General features: G+C 45.5%; 21 protein-coding genes. 2 read left to right on the top strand and 19 right to left on the bottom strand.

Annotated features, from left to right (window positions below; genetic code table 11):
* Positions 1-114 precede the first annotated feature (114 nt).
* The 3 genes from HNQ56_RS01020 to HNQ56_RS01010 form a co-directional block, all read right to left on the bottom strand.
* Positions 115-1251: a toxic anion resistance protein gene (locus HNQ56_RS01020; RefSeq protein WP_429141880.1), complete on the bottom strand. Its 1137-nt coding sequence runs from the start codon at positions 1249-1251 to the stop codon at positions 115-117.
* 39 nt (positions 1252-1290) lie between these two features.
* Positions 1291-2724, bottom strand: coding sequence for a 5-bromo-4-chloroindolyl phosphate hydrolysis family protein (locus tag HNQ56_RS01015; protein ID WP_429141878.1), 1434 nt, complete (start codon positions 2722-2724; stop codon positions 1291-1293).
* A gap of 226 nt (positions 2725-2950) precedes the next feature.
* A complete protein-coding gene (locus HNQ56_RS01010) occupies positions 2951-3727 on the bottom strand; it encodes an AraC family transcriptional regulator (RefSeq protein ID WP_429141876.1) in 777 nt (258 codons plus the stop codon).
* A 169-nt stretch (positions 3728-3896) separates the two neighbouring features.
* Here HNQ56_RS01010 and HNQ56_RS01005 point away from each other — a divergent pair, with 169 nt between their 5' ends.
* Positions 3897-5576: a glycoside hydrolase family 2 protein gene (locus tag HNQ56_RS01005; protein ID WP_429141874.1), complete on the top strand. Its 1680-nt coding sequence runs from the start codon at positions 3897-3899 to the stop codon at positions 5574-5576.
* A 93-nt stretch (positions 5577-5669) separates the two neighbouring features.
* Here the strand turns inward: HNQ56_RS01005 and HNQ56_RS01000 are convergent, their stop codons facing one another.
* The 11 genes from HNQ56_RS01000 to HNQ56_RS00950 form a co-directional block, all read right to left on the bottom strand.
* A complete protein-coding gene (locus HNQ56_RS01000) occupies positions 5670-5924 on the bottom strand; it encodes a (2Fe-2S) ferredoxin domain-containing protein (RefSeq protein WP_429141872.1) in 255 nt (84 codons plus the stop codon).
* Position 5925: 1 nt separating this feature from the next.
* A complete protein-coding gene (locus tag HNQ56_RS00995; protein ID WP_429141871.1) occupies positions 5926-7635 on the bottom strand; it encodes a [FeFe] hydrogenase, group A in 1710 nt (569 codons plus the stop codon).
* Positions 7636-7708: 73 nt separating this feature from the next.
* Positions 7709-9580 (bottom strand): NADH-quinone oxidoreductase subunit NuoF, encoded by a 1872-nt coding sequence (nuoF, locus tag HNQ56_RS00990; protein ID WP_429141869.1) that lies wholly within the window; start codon positions 9578-9580, stop codon positions 7709-7711.
* A complete protein-coding gene (locus tag HNQ56_RS00985; protein ID WP_429141867.1) occupies positions 9574-10056 on the bottom strand; it encodes an NADH-quinone oxidoreductase subunit NuoE family protein in 483 nt (160 codons plus the stop codon). The genes nuoF and HNQ56_RS00985 overlap by 7 nt, the downstream gene beginning before the upstream one ends.
* A gap of 39 nt (positions 10057-10095) precedes the next feature.
* Positions 10096-10740 carry a redox-sensing transcriptional repressor Rex gene (locus HNQ56_RS00980; protein WP_429141865.1) on the bottom strand — a complete coding sequence of 215 codons (645 nt, stop codon included), beginning with the start codon at positions 10738-10740 and terminating at the stop codon, positions 10096-10098.
* A 580-nt stretch (positions 10741-11320) separates the two neighbouring features.
* Positions 11321-12259, bottom strand: a complete 939-nt coding sequence (locus HNQ56_RS00975) for a LysR family transcriptional regulator (RefSeq protein ID WP_429141863.1) — start codon at positions 12257-12259, stop codon at positions 11321-11323.
* 56 nt (positions 12260-12315) lie between these two features.
* Positions 12316-12978 carry a redox-sensing transcriptional repressor Rex gene (locus HNQ56_RS00970; RefSeq protein WP_429141861.1) on the bottom strand — a complete coding sequence of 221 codons (663 nt, stop codon included), beginning with the start codon at positions 12976-12978 and terminating at the stop codon, positions 12316-12318.
* An 87-nt stretch (positions 12979-13065) separates the two neighbouring features.
* Positions 13066-14169, bottom strand: a complete 1104-nt coding sequence (locus tag HNQ56_RS00965) for a hypothetical protein (RefSeq protein ID WP_429141859.1) — start codon at positions 14167-14169, stop codon at positions 13066-13068.
* Positions 14156-14668, bottom strand: coding sequence for an RNA polymerase sigma factor (locus HNQ56_RS00960; protein WP_429141857.1), 513 nt, complete (start codon positions 14666-14668; stop codon positions 14156-14158). The genes HNQ56_RS00965 and HNQ56_RS00960 overlap by 14 nt, the downstream gene beginning before the upstream one ends.
* 237 nt (positions 14669-14905) lie before the next feature.
* Positions 14906-17116: an ASKHA domain-containing protein gene (locus HNQ56_RS00955; RefSeq protein ID WP_429141855.1), complete on the bottom strand. Its 2211-nt coding sequence runs from the start codon at positions 17114-17116 to the stop codon at positions 14906-14908.
* Between the two features lie 64 nt (positions 17117-17180).
* Positions 17181-17831, bottom strand: coding sequence for a corrinoid protein (locus HNQ56_RS00950; RefSeq protein ID WP_429141853.1), 651 nt, complete (start codon positions 17829-17831; stop codon positions 17181-17183).
* Between the two features lie 267 nt (positions 17832-18098).
* Between HNQ56_RS00950 and HNQ56_RS00945 the strand changes: the two genes are divergently transcribed.
* Positions 18099-19355, top strand: a complete 1257-nt coding sequence (locus HNQ56_RS00945; RefSeq protein ID WP_429141851.1) for a PocR ligand-binding domain-containing protein — start codon at positions 18099-18101, stop codon at positions 19353-19355.
* A 37-nt stretch (positions 19356-19392) separates the two neighbouring features.
* On the opposite strand, the gene HNQ56_RS00940 is transcribed toward HNQ56_RS00945, so the two are convergent.
* The 5 genes from HNQ56_RS00940 to HNQ56_RS00920 form a co-directional block, all read right to left on the bottom strand.
* Positions 19393-20412 carry a uroporphyrinogen decarboxylase family protein gene (locus tag HNQ56_RS00940; RefSeq protein ID WP_429141849.1) on the bottom strand — a complete coding sequence of 340 codons (1020 nt, stop codon included), beginning with the start codon at positions 20410-20412 and terminating at the stop codon, positions 19393-19395.
* Positions 20413-20626: 214 nt separating this feature from the next.
* Positions 20627-20971, bottom strand: a complete 345-nt coding sequence (locus HNQ56_RS00935) for a DUF6054 family protein (protein WP_429141847.1) — start codon at positions 20969-20971, stop codon at positions 20627-20629.
* A 212-nt stretch (positions 20972-21183) separates the two neighbouring features.
* The gene (locus tag HNQ56_RS00930) at positions 21184-21978 is read right to left on the bottom strand and encodes a transglutaminase-like domain-containing protein (protein WP_429141846.1); all 795 of its coding nucleotides are present in this window, start codon (positions 21976-21978) and stop codon (positions 21184-21186) included.
* A 193-nt stretch (positions 21979-22171) separates the two neighbouring features.
* On the bottom strand, positions 22172-22318 hold the full coding sequence (locus tag HNQ56_RS00925; RefSeq protein ID WP_429141844.1) for a hypothetical protein: 147 nt from the start codon (positions 22316-22318) through the stop codon (positions 22172-22174).
* A 75-nt stretch (positions 22319-22393) separates the two neighbouring features.
* Entirely contained in the window at positions 22394-22816 is a 423-nt protein-coding gene (locus tag HNQ56_RS00920; protein WP_429141842.1) for a helix-turn-helix transcriptional regulator, read from the bottom strand.
* Between the last annotated feature and the right edge of the window lie 576 nt (positions 22817-23392).

The following is a 23392-nucleotide window of genomic DNA, read 5'->3' as shown; positions in this document are numbered from 1 at the left end:
CACAGCGTTTTAGGGTATGCAAGATATGGAATTGCAAGATATAAATAATCCGTATGCAGCTTCGGATCTACCTTGTTCCTGCCGCATACGGATTTATTATAAAAGGCCTGCCGCCTATTTGCTGAGGGTCAGCAATTTGTTCTTCAATTCTCCCTCTATACGCTGCAGCTCCACTTCCGCTTCCTTTCTCTTCTGACGGCCTTCCGTCTGAATTCTCAGCACCTCATCCAGAGTTGAGATCAAGGACTGGTTGGTGATGCGCAGGGTCTCAATGTCAACTACCCCCCGCTCGGATTCCTTTGCCGTCTCAATGGTTGCCAGCTTCAGGGTCTCCGCATTCTTCCTCAGCAGCTCGTTGGTCATATCCGTTACTTCCCGCTGAGCCCTGGCCGCCTGGGTGGAATGGGCCACTCCCAGCGCCAGTACCATCTGGCTCTTCCAAAGAGGAATCGTATTCACAATGGTGGATTGGATCTTCTCCGCCATGATGGTATCATTGCCCTGAACCAGACGAATCTGGGGTGCCATCTGGATGGAAACCATTCTGGTCAGCTCAAGATCATGGATCTTCTTCTCAAAGCGGTTGATCACAGCCATAAGGTCATTGACCGCCTGGGCATCCTCCGGGAGTCCGCTCCGCTGGGACTGCGCCACCAGCTTCGGCAGATCCTCCTCCTGAACCTTCGCCAGCTTCTTCTTACCAGCCAATATATACATGGATAATTCCTTAAAATAAGTCTTGTTCAATTCATACATCTTATCCATCAGAGCCACATCTTTTAATAACTGGATCTGATGTGCCTCAAGAGCCTGGCAGATCCGATTGATATTATTCTCCGCCTTATCGTATTTGGTTCTCATGGTAGCCAGCTTATTGGAGGTCTTTTTGAAAAAGCCAAGGAAGCCCTTCTCCTCCTCTTCGGATTCAAAGCTCTTCAGTTCCATTACGACACCCGACAGCATCTCGCCGATCTCCCCCAGGTCCTTCGTTTTTACATTGGACAGCGCGGTTTCGGAGAAATCCGCTATTTTCTTCTGGGCTCCCACACCGTATTGAAGAATCAGGTTGGATTTCCCCAGATCAATCTTCTCTGCAAAATCCTCCACCATCCTTTTCTCTTCCGGCGAGAGATTAGCTTCATCCATCATCTCTGCCTTGGGGACAGCCTTTTCCTCCTGCAGTATGATCTGCGCTTCGCCCGTCTCTTCGTCAAAAGGCTCAAAGGTAAGGGTAGGTACTTCATTATTCATCGCTTTATCCCTCCATCATTTATTATCATAGCAAGCAGTTTACCGCTTGTCGTTATCCAGAACCAGTGAATCTTCCTGCCAATTCATCTTCTTTGCTTTCAGCTCCCCCGGTGTCAGCCCCTCCTGGGCAAGCATTGTTTCCAATACGGATATATCCGTGGATACATCCATGGCCGCATCCCCGTAAAGACTGTCCAGCAAGGTCTCAAAGGCATGATTAATGGTATCCAGCGTGGTCTCTATCTCTTTCTTCGCCGTGGTGATATTATCTCCCTGAACCGGCTGCCGGTCAAATTCCCGATAGGCATTTACCAGCTTTAGTGTGGTAGGAAGATAGTATTCCATGAACTTCTGAATCTCCGGAAGCTGGGGCGGATGAGACTCCACATAATCAAAAATTCTTCCTGTAACCAGCTCCAGGTGATAGAGCTTCCTGGATATCTCTTCTCCCGGAATCTCCTCGTTGGCTTCTTTCATCTGCCGGATACAGTCTCTTCCGTTCTCCAGCGCCTTCTTCAACACTTCATTCTCCGGAGAAGAAGCCGCCGCAGAACCTCCGGCTGTCTGTTGGGATCCGCCTGCACCTCTGCTACCGCCTCTTGCTCCCTGTTCAATCTCACGTGTTCTGGCACCCCTCATTGTCTCCAGGTATTGCTGATAGCTCTCCCTGTTGAGAATCACGCAGGTCTGCTGTTCGTCAATCCGTCCCTCGGAGAACATTCCTATGGATATCATTCTGCGAACATCCTTTAATACAAATCTTTTGCTCCAGCCTGTGCTCTGGGCAAGTTCATTCAAGGTACAGTAACCGCGCCCTCCGATAATCTTTAAATATCTGCGGAACCGCTTTAGTCTTTTCCGGTTTTTCCCGCCCTTTGCCATCATGAGCAAGCTGGGCACCAGCAATGCCGACAGCCCTAAAGCAATCGTTGCCAGGAAACCAAGGCCAGGTAAAGTAAAAGCCAAAATCATTAATACCAGAACCGAGATCCCGAAGACGCCGGTTCCGATACCTCCAAATACGGTAAGCAAAATCCCGGATACTCTTCCCACCTCAACATAGGGAACTAACCCGCTCTTCTGCTTCGGAACCACGGCATTGTTCCCGAACTGCGCAGAATTCGGCTTAGCAGCAGTTCTGTAATCTCTTCCATTCTGGCGATATTCCCTTCTGCTGGTGAAGGCCTGCCTCCAGTCCACCGGGTTCTGCTGCCAGCTTGTCCGGCTGTTGCCGCCATTCTGACTATTCCAGCGGTTCTTGTCGTTTCCGGCTTCCCCGCCTTCCGGACCTTTTTGTTCCTTTTTATCCGTTCCGGGTTTATTGATGCCCAGGGAGCCCCGTATCTCACTTAACGCAGACCGGACCGTATGCTCAATATCCCGGTTAATATGATGAAAATCCATGGTACTCACCGCATTTTGTACGATGTCCCTAATCTCATCCCCCAGATTTGAAAAATTCTTTTGACTCATGTCAAATCCTCCATTGCTAATATATATATGCGTTGCTGGCAACGTATACCCTGTCCCCCTGCCAGTCCCCAAAGCAGCCAGAGTCCGACTCATTTTGATTAAAAAAAATTAAACTACTTCTTTATTATATCGTAAGGAAATGGAATTGACAATTTGATTGTTAAAAATTAATTGATTTATAATAATTTTCTCTGAATTTCTTCCAGTCCCTGCATAAAAAGGAATTTTAACGGTTTAACTTCCGGTATTCCGATGGAGTGAGGCTGATTAATTTCTTAAACTGTCTCATGAAATGCACTTCATTATGATATCCGCACAGCATCGCAATCTCTCCAACGGGCAGATCAGATTCAGCCAAAAGCTGTTTCGCATAAGTGATGCGGCTTTCGATCACCTCCGACATACAGGAAATATAAAATGTTTCTTTATAGATATTGTGTAAATAACCGCAGCTGATATGAAGCTGACGGGCCATTAACGGTATGGACCAATTCTTTTGAGGATTGCTGTATATCTCACTTCGAAGCTTGATTAATTCTTCATAAATCCGGGTATGGCAGGAATGAAAATTACCTTTTATCATCTGCTCTCCTGCTTTTATGAAAAAAATATGCAGCAGATACTCTATCGTACGTTCTTTGTAAGGGTTATTAGAATAAAATTCGCTTGCCATCTTTTGGATCAGATCCGTAAGGTAATAATGATTTGAAATATACAGGGGCGTATTCAGCAGAATTTGATACTGCCGGAACAAAGAAGCATCCAGTTCCAGATGCATCCAATCATTTTTATACTCTGTTCCGTTCGCCCTGTATTCATGAGGGAAGCCTTTATCATAAATAATCAAGGTATTGGCGGGTACGGCGATCTCCTCTTTATTAATAACAAAAATAGCCGGGGATTTCACAAGCAGCAGCAGATACCACTCATATCCATTGGGACGGTCAACACAGAAGCTATTCTCATGTGTCGAGTTGAACCCCATGCGAAGGATTTTACACATCGAATTACCACCTTAGAATAAATCAGTTTTTTCTTATTATAGACTATTGATATAAATATTGCAATTTATTATGCTGTAGACAGCCAATCTTATGTTTTGTCAGTTAATAATTGAAAATACTCTGTAATCTAAGTTTGCGCAAAAAAATTGCGCCGGAATGGAGGCAAAAATGAATACGCGATTATTTCAAACCCACTATGTGCGAAAGGAAATCCCCCTTGATCCTGTCTGGGACTTCTATCTTCTGAATCGTGAGGAAGAAAAGCAGGAAAAGTTCAACATGCTGGTTCCCGCCTGCTGGGAGAGCAATCCCCGGCTGGCATCCTACAAGGGGAAGGCATTGTATTCCAAAAAAATAACCTTTGGGGGTAATATCCGCCTGGTATTTAAGGGGGTCAGCCATACAGCCTATGTCTTTGTAGATCATAAACAGGTGGCATATCATTATAATGCTTATACCGAGTTCAGCGTGTTATTGCAGGACATGCCCTACAAAGAGCATTTACTGGAGATCAAGGTGGATAATTCCTTTCATGAGGAATCCGCGCTGCATGTAAGCAATGATTATTATTCCTACGGCGGCATTACCCGCCCCATCGTTGTAGAAAAAATCGAGGATATGTTTATCAAACAGGTTCATTTTCTTCCCTATCAGGAGGATGGCAAATGGTATGCCTCCATTCGTGCCTCCGTATCCAATTTATCCACGGAGCAAAAAAATGCAGCTTTGCAGATTAAGATAGGGGAAGAGCCCCCGGTTTCCTTTGGCAGCAGGGAGCTGCTTCCGAATTCGGAAACCCTGTTTGAAGGCACTTTTGAATTTCCATCCGCAATTGCATACACCCTGGATGCTCCCCAGCTGTATACCATGAACGCGGTACTCCTGCATAACAATAATATTATAGATGATCTCATAGACAGAGTAGGCTTCCGTGAGGTGCAGGTCAAAGGAAGGGACATCCTGTTCGGCGGGCAGAAGGTTATTATCAAAGGAGTAAACCGTCATGAGGACTATGCGGAATTCGGCTGTGCTATTCCCATTGAAGCGATGTACCGCGATATCGAGATAATCAAATCCCTGGGCGCCAATTGTGTCCGTACCTGCCACTATCCCAACGATGAACGCTTTCTTGATCTCTGTGATGAGAATGGAATCCTGGTATGGGAGGAAGCTCATGCAAGAGGATTAAGCGAGGAGCAGATGAGGCACAAGAACTTTGACCGGCAAAGTGCGGATTGTATCCGGGAAATGATTGAAAATCATATCAACCATCCCTCTATCTATGTCTGGGGAATTTTGAACGAATGCGTCAGCAATACGGAATTTGGAAAGTCCTGCTATGCAAAGCAATTTGAGCTGATTAAGAGTCTGGACTCCAGCCGTCCGGTATCCTATGCAGCCCTTAGCCAGTTTATCGGCTCGGATTTGTGCCTGGGGCTGGTAGATATTGTATCCTATAATATCTACCCCGGATGGTATCATGATACTCCGACGAAGGAGTACCTGGGAACGCTCAAGGATTTTATTCGGCGCACGGAAGGAGCAGGAAAGCCGTTACTGATCAGCGAAATTGGAGCAGGCGCAATCTATGGCTATCGAAGCAATGACAAAGAGAAATGGACAGAAGAATATCAGCGGGATATATTAACGGAACAGTTAAATGCCATCCTGTCCGATGAAGAGCTGTCCGGCGTCATCATCTGGCAGTATGCCGACTGCAGGGTGGACAAGGGCTGGTTCCATGCAAGACCGAAGAGCCAGAACAACAAGGGGATCGTGGACCGGTACCGCAGAGAAAAGCTTTCCTATGACAGGGTGAAAGAAATCTTCCATTCCTGTCAGCAGTAAAGGAGTGACGCGCAAGGGCAGCAGAAGACATTGTTCCTTTGTTCTTCTGCTGCCCTGCGGTAACTCCTATTGTGCTTCCTTCTGTTGTTTTCTCTATTTTCCGCTTTTCAAGCTTTTTATCTGCTCCAGGAAGAATGTTCTGGCATTCTCCGGCTCCACTCTGTAATTCGTTCCGTCAATCGTTATGGATACCCCTTTGCTTTGGCACTGCTTCATACAGAAATAGGCTTCCAGCTTCACCATATCATGAAGGGAGTATTCCTCCAGCAGCTGCTGGATGCTTTGGATCACATTATAGGAACCGTTCAGGTGACAGGAGGTGCCGATGCAGATTTTTACTTCCATCATATTATTCATGCTCCTTTCCATGAGAATACTCCACATGCAGAAGCTCATGAATTCTGCCCTTCAGCAGCCCGCCGTACAGGGACATCATCAGCGGATTCTCTTCGGGGAACTTGATGCTGCACTGCTTATCCGCGGCATACAGGCCCTTTCCTCTGCGTTCCCTGGTATCGACTTCGGCGAAGGGCTGGCCGGCTCCGCATACACATCCTCCGGGACACGCCATTACCTCCACAAAGTCATAATGCTCTCCTGCTTTGATTCGTTCAATCAGGTCACTGGCATTCTTCAAGCCGCTGACAATGGCAATCCGCAGCTCTCTGCCGCCATAGGAAACCGTGGTTTCCTTAACCCCCTTCATCCCTCTGACTCCCTGGTACGCGATGGACATAAGGGTGTTCTTGGATTTGTCGGAGGAAAGCCTTCGCAGCACCGCCTCCGTAACCCCTCCGCTTACACCGAAGATCACACCGGCTCCGGTCATGGTACCGAAGGGCATATCAACCGCTTCCGGCTCCAGGTCATGGAATAAAATACCTGATTCCCGGATCATCTGTATCAATTCCTGGGTTGTAATCACATAGTCTACATTGGGAGCACCCTCTACCTTAAATTCTTCCCGGGAGGCCTCATATTTTTTGGCGGTACAGGGCATCACCGCCACATGGACATGGCGGCGTCCTGATGATCCGGACTGATCCTTCACAACGGATGCCAGCATCTGCATGGGGGAGCGGCAGGTTGAAATATCCGGAAGAAGCTCGGGATAATTCTTCTCCGCATATTGAATCCAGGCAGGACAGCAGGAGGTAAACAGAGGAAGGCTGCTTTCTTTTTGCAGGCGTGCAAGGAATTCGCTTGTCTCCTCCAAAACCGTCAGATCCGCGCCGGTGCTGGTGTCATAAATCTCGTCAAAGCCCATACGGCGCAGTGCGGCAACAATCTTTCCCATGGCATTTTCTTCGGGCTTCATTCCCATCTTCTTGCCAAGGCCCACACGTACCGCCGGTGCGATCTGTACGGTGACCTTAGTATCTGCGGCATCCAGTGCTTTCCAGACCTTCTGTGTATCATTTTTCACCACAATGGCTCCGGTAGGGCACACCGCGGCACACTGCCCGCAGCCGACACAGGGGGATTCAGCAATGGGAATTTCAAAGGCCGTACTGATGGTCATGTTGGAACCCCGGTGGGCAAAATCAATTGCTCCCACCTTCTGTATCTCATTGCACACCCTTACACAATCCCCGCAGAGAATGCATTTATTGGTATCCCTGGTAATACACAACGAGGAATCATCCAGCTTGGGCTCTGCCGCAGTGTTGGGAAAGCGGACTCCGGTAATGTTAAAGCGCACCGCCAGATCCTGAAGCTTACATTTTCCGCTGTTGTTGCAGGTGGTACAGTCCCTGCAATGGTTAGCCAGAAGCAGCTCCAATATATTCTTGCGGTATCTGCGCAGTCTGTCCGTGTTGGTCTTGATTTTCATGCCAGCCTTGGGGATCGTGGAGCAGGCGGCGTCAATTCCGCCCCATTCGTTCTCAATCATGCACATACGGCATGCGCCATAGATTGAGAGCTCGGAATGATAACAGAAGGTGGGCATCTTAATTCCTGCTTTGCGGATCAGTTCCAGAAGATTCTTCTCATCGCCTATCTCCACGGGTATGCCGTCAATTGTCATAATATTATTCTTATCCATTCTATTCTCCATTCTGCCGAAACACAGCGCTGCCGGGCTTCGGCACAAATTTGTTACTTAATCGGCTCTCTGCCGCAGGTCTTATCTATCCGGCAATTGCATGGAAGGGGCAGGCAGGAATGCAGGCACCGCATTTGATACATTTGCCGCTGTCAATTACGAAAGCTTCCTTTACTTTGCCGGAGATAGCTCCGACAGGGCAGCTTCTGGAGCATTTGGAGCAGCCCTTGCACAGGGACGGATCAATGGTAATCTGCTTCAGCTTCTGGCAATTTCCCGTAGGACAGCGCTTTTCGTAAATATGTGCCTCGTATTCCTCCCGGAAATATTTAATGGTGCTTACCACCGGATAGGCTGCGGATTTTCCCAGTCCGCAGAGCGCGGTGGAGGAGATGGTATCCGCCAGCTCCAGCAGCAGCTCGATGTCCCCGTCCTCTCCGTTTCCTTCCACGATCCGCTCCAGAATCGCCAGCATCCGCTTGGTTCCTTCCCGGCAGGGAACACATTTACCGCAGGATTCGTTCTGGGTAAAGTTCATGAAGAAGCGTGCCACTTCCACCATACAGGTGTCTTCGTCCATAACCACCAGGCCGCCGGAGCCGATCATGGCCCCTGCCTTCTTCAGGGAGTCAAAATCCAGGGGCAGCTCCAGATGCTCCTTGGTCAGACATCCGCCGGAGGGGCCCCCGATCTGAACTGCCTTGAAGTCCTTGCCGTCCCTCATGCCGCCCCCGACTCCGAAGATAATCTCTCCCAGGGTGGTGCCCATGGGCACCTCGATCAGGCCGGTGTTCTCAATGTTGCCGGTCAGGGCAAAGGCTTTGGTGCCGGGGCTGTTCTCAGGGCCAATCCCCTTATACCAGCCGGCACCGTTTATGATGATTAAGGGAACATTGGCATAGGTCTCCACATTATTCAATACGGTGGGCTTATCAAACAGACCCTGTTCCACGGTTCTCGGAGGCTTTACTCTGGGCATGCCCCGCTTTCCCTCGATGGAGGCGGTCAAAGCGCTTCCTTCCCCGCAGACAAAGGCTCCCGCCCCACGGTTGATATGGATCTGGAAGCTAAATCCGGTCCCCAGGATATTCTCACCCAGCAGCCCGTATTCCGTGGCCTGGGCAATGGCTGTTTTCAGCCGGCTGACTGCCATGGGATATTCCGCACGTACATAGATGTAGCCCTGGGAAGCACCGCAGGCCAGACCCGCAATCATCATTCCCTCCAGCATTCTGTGGGGGTCCCCCTCCATAATGCTCCGGTCCATGAAGGCTCCCGGATCTCCCTCGTCACCATTGCAGACCACATATTTCTGCGGCTCCCTTTGTCTCTTCACCTGGGACCATTTGCGTCCGGCCGGGAAGCCGCCGCCCCCTCTTCCCCTGAGGTTGGATTCTGAGATTTCATGAATGATGCCGTCGGCCTCCATATCAAACAATGCCTTCTCGAAGGCTGTATATCCTCCGATACCGAAATACTCCGTAATGGAGGTGGCATCGATCTGTCCGCAATGATCCAGCACCAGGCGGGTCTGCTTCTGATAGAAGGGAATCTCCTCCTGCTTCTGATACACCTTATCTTCCTTCCGGCAGGCAAGCCGTTCCAGGAATTCTCCCTGCAGCACCGTCTTTTCTATGATTTCCTCACAGTCTGATAACTGCACCTTGGTATACAGCCATCCCTGGGGCTCGATACGAATCAGAGGGCCCATCTCACAGAAGCCGTGGCAGCCGCTCTTTTTCAGTCCCACGGAATCCTCATGGGGTTCGGGGGTAAGCTGGATGGAGCAGGGGATGTTATGCTCCTTCAGCAGCTCCTCCAGCCGGTCAAAGATCTCCAATGCCCCGGAGGAAACACATCCGGTTCCCGCACATACCAGCAGCTTTTCGGCCTGCCGCTCCAGCGCCCTGATATAGACGGACCGGATCTGTATTAAATCTTCCCTTGTCTTTAGCATGTCATTTCCTCCTTCAGGTCATTTAAAAGCTGTGTTACCTTATCCGGCGTCATGGCCGGGTGTACCTTGTCATTCACTGTAATGACCGGAGCCAGACCGCAGGCTCCCAGACAGGATACGGTTTCAACGGTGAAGCCCAGATCATCGGTGGTTGCCTTTTTCTCACTCAGCCCCAGTTCCCCCCGCAGACGCTCCAGAATTGGAATTGATTTTCTTACGTGGCAGGCTGTGCCGTCGCATACCTTTATAACATATTTCCCCTTGGGCTCCAGGGAAAAGTTCTCATAAAAGGTGGCCGTACTATAGATTCTCGCTTCGCTGATCCCGATTTTCCGGGATAAATAGGGGAAAATCTCTCTGGGAAGATAGCGGTAATGCTCCTGAATTCCCTGTAGAATGGCAATGATTGCACTCTGCTCACAGCCAATTTCATCGATGATGCCATCAACCACCGTAAAATCAAATGTTTCCTTCATATAATTGCCTCCATTCTGCCTTCCGGCAGTAAAATTAATTTATATAGTAAGCTTTTTAGCAAGCTGTTTTGATAAGACAGCCAGGGAACCGGCCAGATTTTCATTCTGGACCAGCACATGCTCCGGAACAGTAAGATGAACCGGTGCAAAATTCCAGACCGCCGACACACCGCTTTCGACCAGCAGATCACAGGTGCTCTGCGCCTCCTCTGCTTCCACCGTAATAATTCCTATGTTAATCTTCATCCTGGAACAAAGTCCCGGCAGCTTTTCCAGGGCATATATCTGTTTTCCGCTTCTCACGGAGCCAAGCCTGCTTTCTCTCCGGTCAAATGCGGCCACGATATCCAAACCGTATTCCTCAAAGCCCTCATAGGACAGCAAGGCAAGTCCCAGATTGCCTGCGCCTACGATGACCGCACTGTCCGCATTATCATAGCCCAGGCAGTGTTCGATATCGGCAATCAGCCTTTTGATTTCATATCCGGTTCTGGGGCGTCCGCCCTGGCTGACCAGCGCCAGATCCTTTCTTACCTGAACATCATTCAGCTTCAGCTCATGGGCAATCATAGTCGCCGAGATATTCGCACCCCCTGTTTCCCCCGCTTCCGGAAGCGCCTTCAGCAAACGAAGGTACACGGGCAGACGCCGAAGAGCCTGGGATGATATTCCTTTATATATCATAGCTGCCGCTCCTCCTCTCATCAAAAATGGAGTGATGCAAAATACAGTCTTTTTTTATAGAAAGAATATACTTTACAGCACCCCATCAGATCATAACTTTCTTCTCTATGTAAGCAGCAAGTAAATAAAAGTTTTTTATACAGGAGGGATTGATCGCGAAATCCCTCCTGTCTGTTCAAATCAATAATCTGTTTGTGTGGCGACACAATTGCACAGTTTATGATTGGAAAGCGATTTACTTGTTTATATTTTAACAATGTTTTTTAATAATGTAAAATTCAAAAACATTATATCGATATTCTATTATCGATATAATGTTTATATTTCTTCCCTCTCCTCTACTTTCCCGTGGATATCTGACAATTTACGAATTGGAATGCATTCGTATGGGGATACCCCAGCATCTTTCAGGGACTCCAATTTCCGTTTTATTAATCGCATCAAGGAATATCGATATTCCAATATCGATATATCTCACCGATTTTTTAATATAAGAATTCAATCCGTACAAAAAAAGCGGAGCTGCCATTCTCCGCTATACGTTTTAATAAAAATATTCTGTTGTAATTGCTTCTTTCCATTAATGATATTCCCGAAAGGAAACCTCGTTCCGGGCCTGGTACAGCTTGTTGACAAAATCCCGGTCAAGCTCCGTAAACTGATATTGCTTCGGATAAATCAATACATCCTTATATCTCTTGCCACGGTCACTGCTCCTTCGCTGTATCAGGCGATAGCGCTCCAGCCATTTCTCCGGTATGGGGGAAACCCACATGTAGGTGGTTGGAACCGTCGAAAGCAGGTCATACTGGCTGCAGCGTTCGTAAACGTAGATGCATTTGGAAGCACCTCCCGGCGGCTCCGCTTTCCCGCTTCCTCCCGGCATCAGATAGGGGATTGCCGTGTCCCCGTGTGTTATCTCCGTATAGGCTTCCAGCTCCTGATTCCCCAGCTTCTCCTTCCTGGCCAGAGGATGCTGCTCCGACATCAGGACCAGGTATTCAAATTCCCAGATGGGTTCAAATTTCAATTGTTTCTCTGTCAGATAATCAATAAAATAATTCTCATACTCTGTCTGATAGCGTATAATGCCTAAGTGAAAGGGACCGTCAATGATATTATTGACCACCTGGATCGAATTGGTCTCCTGAATATTCAGGTTCATGCCCCTGCTGTGATCCAGCCCGGCCACAAAGCTGGTGATGGCATCTGCGATGTAGCTCCCTCGGGGAATGGACACGCTGAAGCTCTGCCGCTCCGAATCTGCCGCATCGGAGAGGGCTTCCATTTTCTCCAGCTGATTCAGCACATTTCTGGCGTAGGTGAAGAATTTGATTCCCTTCTCAGTAGGGGTCACTCCTCTGGAGGTGCGCTCAAAGATAGTAAAGCCCAGATTATCCTCCAGCTCCTTTATTGCTTTGCTGAGGCTGGGCTGCCCCATAAAAAGATTTTCCGCCGCCTGCGAGATGGAGCTTGTCCGTTCCACCTCTATGGCGTATTTTAAATGCAGTGTATTCATATTCTTCCAACTTTCTCAGTTATGCTTAAAACTCCTATTAGAAATGATGTCTGTTTTTAAACCGGAATATTCACTTCCCGCATCTTCCCTTTCAGATGATTCGATAATACGGCAAGGGATGCGCCAAGATTTTCATTCCGTACCAGAATATGCTCCGGCACGGATAAATGGACGGGGGCGAAGTTCCAGACAGCAAGGACTCCGCCGGCCACCAGCTGGTCACATACTACCTGGGCCTGGCTGGCCGGTACCGTTATAATTCCCATGGGTATCTTCATGCGCCGGCATAAATCGCTGATTTTATCCGAGGGCAGCACCTTGACACCATCCAGCTCCGTCCGTGTGCCCTGAGGGTCTGTGTTAAAAACAGCGACAATATCCAGTCCGCAGTTCTGAAAGCCTTCTCTGGCAATGATTGCCCTGGCAAGCGCTCCGGTGCCTACCACCACCGCTTCCTCTACATTATGATATCCCAGCAGCTCCTCCATATGATGAAGCAGCCCCGTTACCGGAAAGCCGGTTCTGGGCTTTCCCTTCTCCGTATAGACAGCAGCAAAATCCTTGCGCACCTGAACCTCATTCAGGCAGAGGAGCTCTGCGATCTTCGGAGCGGAGACGGTCTCCGTCCCCTGATCCTTCAGCAGTCTCAATTGTTGGATATAGTACGGCATTCTGTGCAGAGCTTGTGCGGTGATAGCACTTTTTTTATATTCGTACATACTCATACCTCGTTTATCAGTATTGTTCTATCGATATTATAGTACTGATATTGCCCTCTGTCAATCTTATACCCTCATTTTTCGTCACTATTTGATATCATATATTTCATTATTAAAGTATATTGTGTCAACATTATCTACTAAAATCGGCTTGTTAAACATAATAGCCAAATGATAGTACACCATACCTTCCTGATTAATATTACCATACTCATCTGCTCTGCCCCCTTGAGCGCAGTGGGTAAAAGAATTGTTGTCAAGCAGGATGTTTTTATTAAAGCTTATTTTTAATTCATCATTCAGTTTATCCAGTTTGTTTAATAGGCTTCTAAAATCTGCCTCCTCCGGTATTCTTCCCTGGATATCAATACTGCAGGAAAATGGTGTGATACCCATTTGTTTTATTGTGACATATTTATTATCAACTACTATTTCTTTGTCTAAATAAATTGTTTTCGTATAATCTGCCTGCGTATCAAAGTTAATGGAGACACCCCATTTTCCATAATATAAGATATTAAATCCACTCTTAGAAAAGTAGCCGAATTTATTCAACTCTATTGTATACTGTTTACCCGTAATCACTTCATTTTTAATTACTGTATATAAAATGTTAAATTGATTGGGCTGCAGTTCCTCGTCTTCAATCGAATAGTAATAACGATAGCTTGCATCCTGAAAGTCATCAAATAAGCTTCCGCCTGTTTGATCATTAAAACAATAATTACCCTGAGGGAGAATACCATTATTAATCAAAACAGAATCCAATTGCTTTGCTGTTACCCTCAATATCACTGTTGCCGCATTACCGGTGGAAACAGCGCCGAGTACCTCAATTGCTATTTCATCCGTATCAACTACAAGACCAAATGTACTTGAACTAATCTCTTTATATTGGTCATATCCCATATATACCTGATCATCTGTATTTTGTGAATTTTCTCCCAAATAAAACAGGTGAAAGAAATCCTTGCCTATTAGCTTATCTGCTGCCACCGTAACACTTCCTCCTATAATAAAAATCAGACAGGTGACAGCCACAACCCGGAACCATTTTGATAACACCCATTTGGAAATATTCCTTTTCTTATTTTCCTCCTTCAGGATTATTTCTTTGATTATTGGAAAATGATCGGGTGTACTTTTTACTAAGATATCATTTATTTTTGACAAGATATTAAGCTCGTTCATAATTTCCCTCTCTTTCTAACACGGTTAGCTTGTTAATTGCGTTACTATACTTCCAGCGTACGGTAGAATAAGGTTTTTTTACGATGTCGGATATTTCCTTGTGAGAAAAGCCTGCAGAATAAAGTATTACTATTTCACGTTCGTCCTTTTTCAGTGCAGATAACAGCGTGTTAAGCTCCTGCAGGTGAATTGTTTTCATAAAAGCATCTTCCGATGGAAGCTCCGTATTGAGTTCTACAAAACGTTTGCTATCCTTAAGCTTTGTCAAAGCCAGATTGCGCGCTATTTTCATAGTCCATGCTTTTGCATTTGTACTAGGACGATATTGATACGCTTTATCCCAAATTTTAATAAATGTACTTTGCATAATATCTTCCGCATCATAAGGTGATTTCGTAATGACATATGCTAATCCATATACGGCCTTATTCATTTCCATATAGAATTCCTGTAAGGCGTCCATATCCTTTTTTGAGATCTGTATCATCAATCCATCCATATCTTCACCGCTTAGCAAAATCCCACCCCCAAAATAAATATTATCATTAATATAACATTTAAATAAAGTAAAATGTTTGAGGTGTTTTTATAATTTTATCGTAAGTCATATCGCGTGCAAGATAGAAGACAGCCTACAATTGTATAAGAAAAAGCCCTTGTCAAAGCGGATGCTCCGACAGGGCATATCATAAATTAATAATTAAAACGGATTCGTAACATTCCTCCATTGAGGACTTTAAGCTTCTCCAAACAACATATATTCTATATATAAATCATTAAAATCCGGGTCGTTAGATAAGGTTACCTCATCGGCAATATCGATCAGCCCATGGACATGTTCTACCCACATACTCTCTCCCAATGCCTTGACCGCTCCGGCTAAGGAGCTGTTTCCCACCGGAATGATTTTTTCCTTCAGTTCTTCCGGAAACAGACCAACGGCAACAGCGGCTTCCCGGTTCATCTTAAAACCAAACCCTCCCGCCAGATAAACGTGACCAATTGATTTTCCGGTTATACCATATCGCTTAATCAGTATCTCAACACCAGCCCGAATTGCTGATTTGGCCAGCTGAAACTCTCTGATATCACTCTGGGTAAATCTGATTTCCTTCCCTTCGGTATTCGTTGTCAGTAAAAATCCATTCTTAAAATATTCCTCTGCCAATAAACCGGTCTCATCCATCAGATCATGCCTCAGCAGCTCTGCCACAAGCTCTATGACGCCGGTTCCGCAGATTCCTGTCGGCGGTTGCCCATGAATTGTCTCAAAGCTTACCCTATGTTCTTCCTCTATGCAAACATGACAAATTGCCCCCGGTATACTTCCTGTCCCGCAGGATATATTCCCGCCCTCGAAAGCGGGACCTGCTGCGGTTGAGGTGACCAGCAGCCTCTTATTATTCCCTATGGCCATCTCGCCATTGGTTCCAAGGTCCACCAGCAAATCTATTTCCTGACTGTTTTCAAATCCGCAGGCATATAATCCGGCAATGATATCCCCTCCTACAAACGTAGATATTCCAGGAAATATTCTGGTCCGGCAGGATATGGTTTCTGTGCCTATGATATTCTTACAGGAATCTTCGATAAGATCAATGTTGACCGGCCGAAAAGGAAACACACCCAATGTCTTGCAAGAGTAACCCATCAGCAAATGCCCTATGGTAGTATTTCCTGCCAATATCAATTGTTCCACTGCAGTTCCCGCACAGCCGGAATGTTTAAGTGATTGACAGATCAACTGTTCCAAATCGGTACGAAGCAGCTTTTGCAGGGCCTCCCCCTCTCCCCGGTTCGATGCCCCGATCCGGGATATTACATCCGCACCGTAGCTGCGCTGATGATTCATTGAGGATTCGGAAGCCTGAATCTCGCCATTTTCCAAATTGATAAGCTGGGCAGCAATGGTCGTGGTTCCTATATCTATGGCAATTCCTGCATGTGCTATGATAGCAGGTCCTTCTTTTTTGGTATGGGATGCTATTATTTTTCCTTCACGGCCAAAGTGCTCCACCGCCGAAAAATCCGATGCATCAGTAAAGTGCGCTTCTATGGTACATTCCTCTTGAGGATATGCACGGCAGGCTAAACGCCAGCCCTGCTCCATTTCCTTTTCACGAAAAGCCAGGCGGTCCTCCGGCATAATCTTTAACTCTCCTGAAACTAACCGGATCTTACATTTTCCGCAGGTTCCGTTTCCACCGCACACCGCGCTTACATCAAAACCCTGACGCAGGCAGGCTCTTAAAATATTTTCTGTTTCTTCGCAGTAAATTACGGTTTCTCCGGCCTCAGTTCTTACTTTAATTTTAACTGCCGATATCTTTCTGGCCTTACAACTATGCTGGGGACACTTCCGGCAATCATGCTGAGCCTGAAATACCAACGGATCTTCCGAGAGGATCAGAACATGACAAACAGACTTAACCGGATCATACATGAACCCGGAAGTAATATGCATATTCAATTCGATTTCGGCATTTAAGCTTTCATATGCGGTTTTTTGTATCGACATCGGCAGATCATGGGGTGCTGTCAATCGCTTTTCTATGCCCACCTTTTTTTCTGCGCAGTACACTCTGAGGTGCTCCTGCCACTGTTCCTCCAAATCGAAGAGACATAGATCCGCCATGGCATCAGCCAGCATCCCCTTGACATAATCGCCCCGCTGGAACATTCTGGTCCCCAGATGACTTAATTCTGCTCCCACAGTAGAGATCACATACAGAACTTTGGTTCCGGCCGGATATTCCTTGGTTGCATCCTCTTCCTTAATTTCTCCGATGCCGAATACCGTCCTTCCTTCTACCAGTCTTAGCACCTCCGGTAACAGTTCCTGATATGCTTCTATCATATCATCATAAACGGGACTGTCCGCCTTACAATCAATCATATGAAAGACCATATTGCGGTCAATCGAGACTTTTTCATGCTCAATCTTCATAATATTCCTTTCAAAAATGGGTGCCATACCAAAGCATAACACCCATCCTCATCAATCCATTTACTTAAGCAATTTTCTTGCGCTCAATAACCGCTTTCTTGGCAACCTCCGCACAGCTTGCAGCATCCGCAGTGTAGTAATCAGCACCGATCTGATTTGCAAAGCTTTCATTCACCGGCGCGCCGCCTACCATGATAATGTATTTTTCTCTCAGTCCTTTTTCTTCTAATGCGGTGATCACATCCTTCATATTAGGCATTGTAGTAGTAAGCAGCGCTGACATGCAGATGATATCTGCACTGATCTCTTCCGCTTTACTAATAAAGGCCTCCGCCTCTACATCTACGCCAATATCACAAACCTCAAAACCAGCGCCCTTGAGCATCATGGTCACCAGATTTTTGCCGATATCGTGCAGGTCTCCTTTAACAGTGCCGATGACTGCTTTCCCCACCGGTTCATTTCCAACCTCTATCAGCTTCGGTTCCAAAATGGTGATTCCTGCATTCATTGCCCTTGCCGCTACTAAAACCTCCGGTACAAAAACCTCGTTATTTTTGAACTTGGCTCCAACAATCATCATACCGCTCAACAAAGCCTCATTCAGAATTTTCTTGGGATCAATCCCTTCATCTACGGCTTGCTGTACCAGAACTTTCACCTGTTTTGCCTTGCCCTTTTGTAATAGCTCTGAAATTTCCTGTATGATCTCCATCATCTATCCTCCTGTTCATAGTATTTTCACTTTATATGTTCCTGCAATATAAATAGTATACTCAAAAATTTCTCTAGGTAATTGTAATAATTTTAGATTTATGTAATTTTTTTTGTTCCTTTTATGATTTTGTGATATAATAAAAGCGGAATGAGGAAATGCAAGCTTGCTTGCAATTTCCGATTGGAGCAGCAAGATCATGAACATGGTTTATGTTCATGATATAATAAAGGGGATATAACTTAACTATTATAAAAAGGTGATTTTATGAAATCCTATATTTATACCATCGTAGAAAAAGAAAAGTTGCGCGAAGTCCTCGTCTCCTTTTCGGTTTGTATGGAGTTACCGATTCAAATCCTGGACGAGCGGGGTAATATGCTTCTCTCTGAAGGCGAGCCTTCTGCCTTCTGCAATTATGTTACCCCCTATTTACCGCCTTCCGATACTTGCCGTCTGGTTCATGCCAATGCAGGAAAAAAGGCCATGGAGTTGGGGGAAACCTATATTTTTTCCTGCCACTGTAATTTAAACCACATTGTCTTTCCCCTTATCAACCGTGAGACCTTGTTTGGCTCTGTTCTGGTCGGCCCTTTTTTAATGACCGAACCGGATTCCGAATTGATCATGGAATTGTCGCGCCGCTATCCAGCCCTTTCAACCGGCGCCCTTCTGGATTTATATGAAGACGCCAACCGCCTTCCCGTGATTCCTCCTGCTATGGTTACCCAGATCAGCCGCCTGCTTTACTACCTGTTCTCCAGCTTTGTTTCTGACGCAAAGCAGGAACTGATTATTAATAGTAAAAAGGTTCATCAGCAGTCAAAGATCAATGAATCGATCCAGATGTATAAAACCATGGGCTTGGTAGAAAAAAGCACCTATCCCTATGAGAAAGAAAAATTACTGCTGGCCAAGGTAAAATCCGGTGATAAACACTCCGCCGCAGCGATTCTTAACGATCTCCTGGGCTATGTCTTCTTCTCCCAGGGCAATGGTCTGGATGTAATCAAAATCCGAGCTATGGAGCTTTGCTCCCTGCTCTCCCGATCTGCCATAGACGGCGGTGCGGGCACCAATCAAATCTTGAAAATAAATAATGATTTTATAAAAAACATAGAAAAAGTTAAAAGTATTGATGATCTCTGCTATATGCTGATGGAATCATTGGATGCTTATGTTGAATGCATGTTTACCCGGCTGCCGGCCAAACACAATGATTCTGTCCGCAAAGCCATGAAATATATTTCGGAACATTTTGCTGAACCGATTACTTTGGAGAAGGTGGCTAGTTATGTGCATTTAAATCCTTCCTATTTCTCCTCTTCCTTTAAAGAGGCCTGCGGCTCCTCCTTCAAGGAATATCTGAATATGGTACGGGTGGAAGAAAGTAAACGCCTGCTGGCCCACACGGACTTCCCTCTGGTCAGCATCGCCATTTCCACCGGCTTTGAAGACCAGAGCTATTTTTCTAAGGTATTTAAAAAATATACCGGCATCACTCCCAAGCAGTACCGGGGATAGGAGTCTGGGTGACCGCTTTTTCATACGTTGATGGTCTTTACTGTGCCTTTTTCTTCTCCAGGTAAAATTCTCCGACGGCTTCAAAAAATGCCTCAATATTCTCCCAACTGCTGGCCGGCGGGATATCACAGCCTGAAGAAATCACAAAATTCGGATTAGAGCAGCAGGCCTCCATTATCCTTTTGGTCTCTGCTTTAATCGAAGCCGGTGTACCGTTTCTCAATTGTCCGGCAGGATCGACATTTCCCATTACCAGAGCATCAGAAGGTATTTTATCAATTATATCACTCATTGTAATGGAGTTGCCAAAATGATATCCATAGGCACCGACCCCGATAATGGAATCTACCATGCGAATTACGTTATTGCCGCAATTATGATAGATTACGGCAAAGTTTTCATCCTGCACGGCATCAATAATTTCCTTTACATAGGGTGCGGAGAATTCCCTTGCTAAATCCGGAGAAAGCAACCCCGTAAGAGGTTCTGCCATAACAATGCCATTGGCACCAACCGCTTTATATGCTTTTGCATATTCCGTAAGGAATTGTGCTGTCTTTTTCATAACCGTATGAACCATATCCGGTTCTTCGTAGCAGTTAATCATCGCTTCCGACACATCCATCAACCTCCCGGCCAGGGAAAACGGGCCGATAATTCCCGCCAATACAGGTCTGTCCGTAATCATGCGGCATACCTTTTCGATTGCTTCAATATATTTTCCCGTACGTCCGGCACCAACCTCAGGCACCTCCAGGGCATCCGCCGCGTCCTCATCATCCACAATCTTGCCGATAACCGTTGGAACCTCATCGTCAGAAAAGCGGATTGTTGAACCAAATGCCTCCGCCTCCACCGACAAATCCATCATACTTACCGACGCTCCGGTGGGAACCTTATCCGCTACCAGCTTCATGCCTTTGGCTTGAAGATCACTGTCATTAATCAAATCATTGACCGTAATTTCCATTAATGAAATACATGGAAATGAAAGTACCGGTATTGCCTTTTTTTCTGTTGCATTTATCACTGTTTCTACCCATTGTTTCATGTTCATAGATAATATCTCCCGTCTATATTTAATTGATAATGTCAGCTTACAATTTTTTTAACGGGTTTGTTTGTATTTTTATTAGCATTTTGTAATTAATTTTTGCTTTTGGGTGTGGTGCCTGACACCAGACATGTCTTGCATTAACGGCTTTCCGGCATATTATTAAAAAGCCCTCGTCGAAGCGGATGCTCCGGCAAGGGCATGATCATTAATATATCTACCGATTTCGCATATAATTCCCTACTGACTTCGTGCATAATCCCAGGAATGTCTCTTCCCCGATGGTATTCATCTTAAAAAATACTGCCTGGCTGCCTCCTGAGGTGATGGCACTTATAAATAAATCCTCTCCGGTTCCTGTAATGGTTATATTCATACTTACACGATTTCCTCCAGCTATACTATACCGTTCATAAACCCGGACAGCTACGCGTGAATTCGCCAAGTCAATATCGCTGCCATCCTCATAGCTTACGGAAGAACTGCCCTGGGTAATATCTCTGTGTATCCAATTCAAAAACTCATTAAAGTTCCCCTTTAATCTTTGTTCATATTTAGCCATAATTTGAATCCTTCCTTTCCCAACTAAGATTTAAGTCAAGAAATCCGTTAATTACCATATATTATCAACATTTTTTCTTACTTATGCTACAATATTCTCATGATAACAGGAAAATGTCAATTTTATTGACTTGGATTAAATAAGGCTGCAATGATATTCTTATATCAATGCACTACCGAAGCCTTATGATAAAAATAGCCCGTAAACAATTTCTATCTCACAAGAATCTCGGCAGGTACTTTTAAATCCATAATTTCTGTATATAACTTGCATATTTCATGATGATTCGTATCAACCTGAAGGGTAAGTCCGGCAATTTCATCCAGTAATTGCAAATCCCCGTCGGTCAGTTCCTGATCCTTTATCCCAACCAAACGCCAGCCTTTCCAATCTGACCCTTTACATATCCGCACCAGATACGGAACAGTTTCAACCTTATTTAACGCTGCGAAATCACGGAGTAACTGACCTCTCACAAACCAAAGGCCATGCAGTGAATCAATTCCCCACTCCGGTCTGATCGGGCAGCCTATTCCAAAGCTCTTCGGGTCAGCAGCGCCTCCCCTGCATAGTATCCACGCCTGTCCTGCGGTAACAAATTCATTCTCCTTAAGGTCGCGAGGATTAAATTCATGAATACGCTGCAATAATCCACTATTAACCTGTGTCTGATTGAGAGCCCAGCTGATTACTGAGCTTTGCTGAAACGGATCAAGTTGAGGATCTGCCATTACCCATCTTTCTCCATTCCAATATTCACATACCCAATGATCTTCATATTGACCATCCCATCCAAAATATACTGCAAACCCGCACCTACTTCTTGCCGGAATGCCTTTTGCTCTTAGCAATGCGCACATTAAGGTGGCAAATTCCCGGCAGCAGGCGATTACACGGTTACGCGGATGACGCGGAATCGCGAGATTGCCAGGATCAAGCTCCAGCGCTTTATCCAATAAATCCTCCATACCACCTGGTAAATTGCACTTGGATCTGCCGTCAACCATTCAGTAAACCCCTTATATTTATCAAGACAGGTAATGTTATCCGGCAAGCTATAATATTTTAATACCTCGTTCATATTTTTATGTCCATGCCTTTACCGCACAAACCGCCATGAAAATGCTGGCATGGATCCGGTCCCCCTTCCTTTCTATATTCTATTTCTTTCAACTTCCATTTTATTTATCTAAGACTACATTATGCTTTCACCGGAATCAATAATTGAAAGCTATGAAAAGCCGGATCTTTAAACACTTCTTCATAAACCTCAATATTATCATAATCCTCTATTTCATATCCCAGGCTTTTTGCATAACCAATCGTGCCTGCATAAGCATCCGGCACGTGTGAGAAAATCGCTCCACAACCTGCCTATTGTACCGTCAGCATCCCATTTTGCAGCGGTACATTCCATTCCTATCACTTCAAATCCTTTGAGCGCAGAATACAGAAATTCATCTGACGAATATTCTCTCCTCGCTCTTTCGCTAATAGGGACTGCCTTTTAAGCGGCGGTGCTCCGCCACTTTCTTTATATTTTTTGGGAGACATTCCGTATATCCTTGAGAAAGCGCGCGTGAATACATCATGAGATTCAAACCCATATTCGTACGCAATACAGGCTATTGTCTTATTGGTATTAATTATATCTCTTGCAGCGATAGATAATTTTCTTCTTAGAATATATGCGCCAACGGTATCTCCGGTCAATCTCCTAAACAGCCGATAAAAATGCGGTACTGAAAATCCTGCCGCAGCTGAGATATCATATAGGCTTATATCACCCGCTATATTATCTTCAATAAATTCCAATACTCTTAGCATGCTCTGATCCGTTGGCATCTTGCCTTCTCACCTCCAGATAGATTGTAGCACTTTATGTTGCTTATTTCTCGATGAATTTTATCAAGTTAATTGGAAATGTGGTTTGGGTGGTCCATTGATCATGACTTTAACCCCGGATTGGCTTCCATCGAATTATGGGAACCCTTTGATGAAAGTCCTGCTGATTTCAAAATTACTATATGGTTTCCTATCATAGAAAAGAAATCGTCTTTTCTAAAACTTGAGTCAAAGTTGACTCAAAGCTTGACAACTCCATTTTTCATGATATACTAAAACAGTCATAAACGCCCTAAAAACAAGGTCCTTATGGGCAAAACACAAGAGAAGCAAAAACTCTTTCTCTTATGTTTCATAAACCGTGTGTTCGAGACCTTCCACACGTAAAACAAAACATTCAGAAGTGTTCTTTTATCTAGTTTTATCAGCCTTTATCCTTCCCATGGATGAAGGCTTTTTTAAGAATATGACCTTTCTCTATTTTTATCTGATTTCATCTGATAAATACCGAGTTGAGTCAGAAAATTGAGTCAGAAAAAAGGACTGTTTCCAGTCCTTCTTAACAAAAAGTCTCAC

Origin of the sequence: Anaerotaenia torta (genome assembly GCF_050433395.1) — a bacterium.
GTDB classification, from domain to species: Bacteria; Bacillota; Clostridia; order Lachnospirales; family Lachnospiraceae; genus Mobilitalea; species Mobilitalea torta.
Note: the sequence above shows the minus strand (reverse complement) of the source record. Positions and strands in the feature narration are given on the sequence as shown.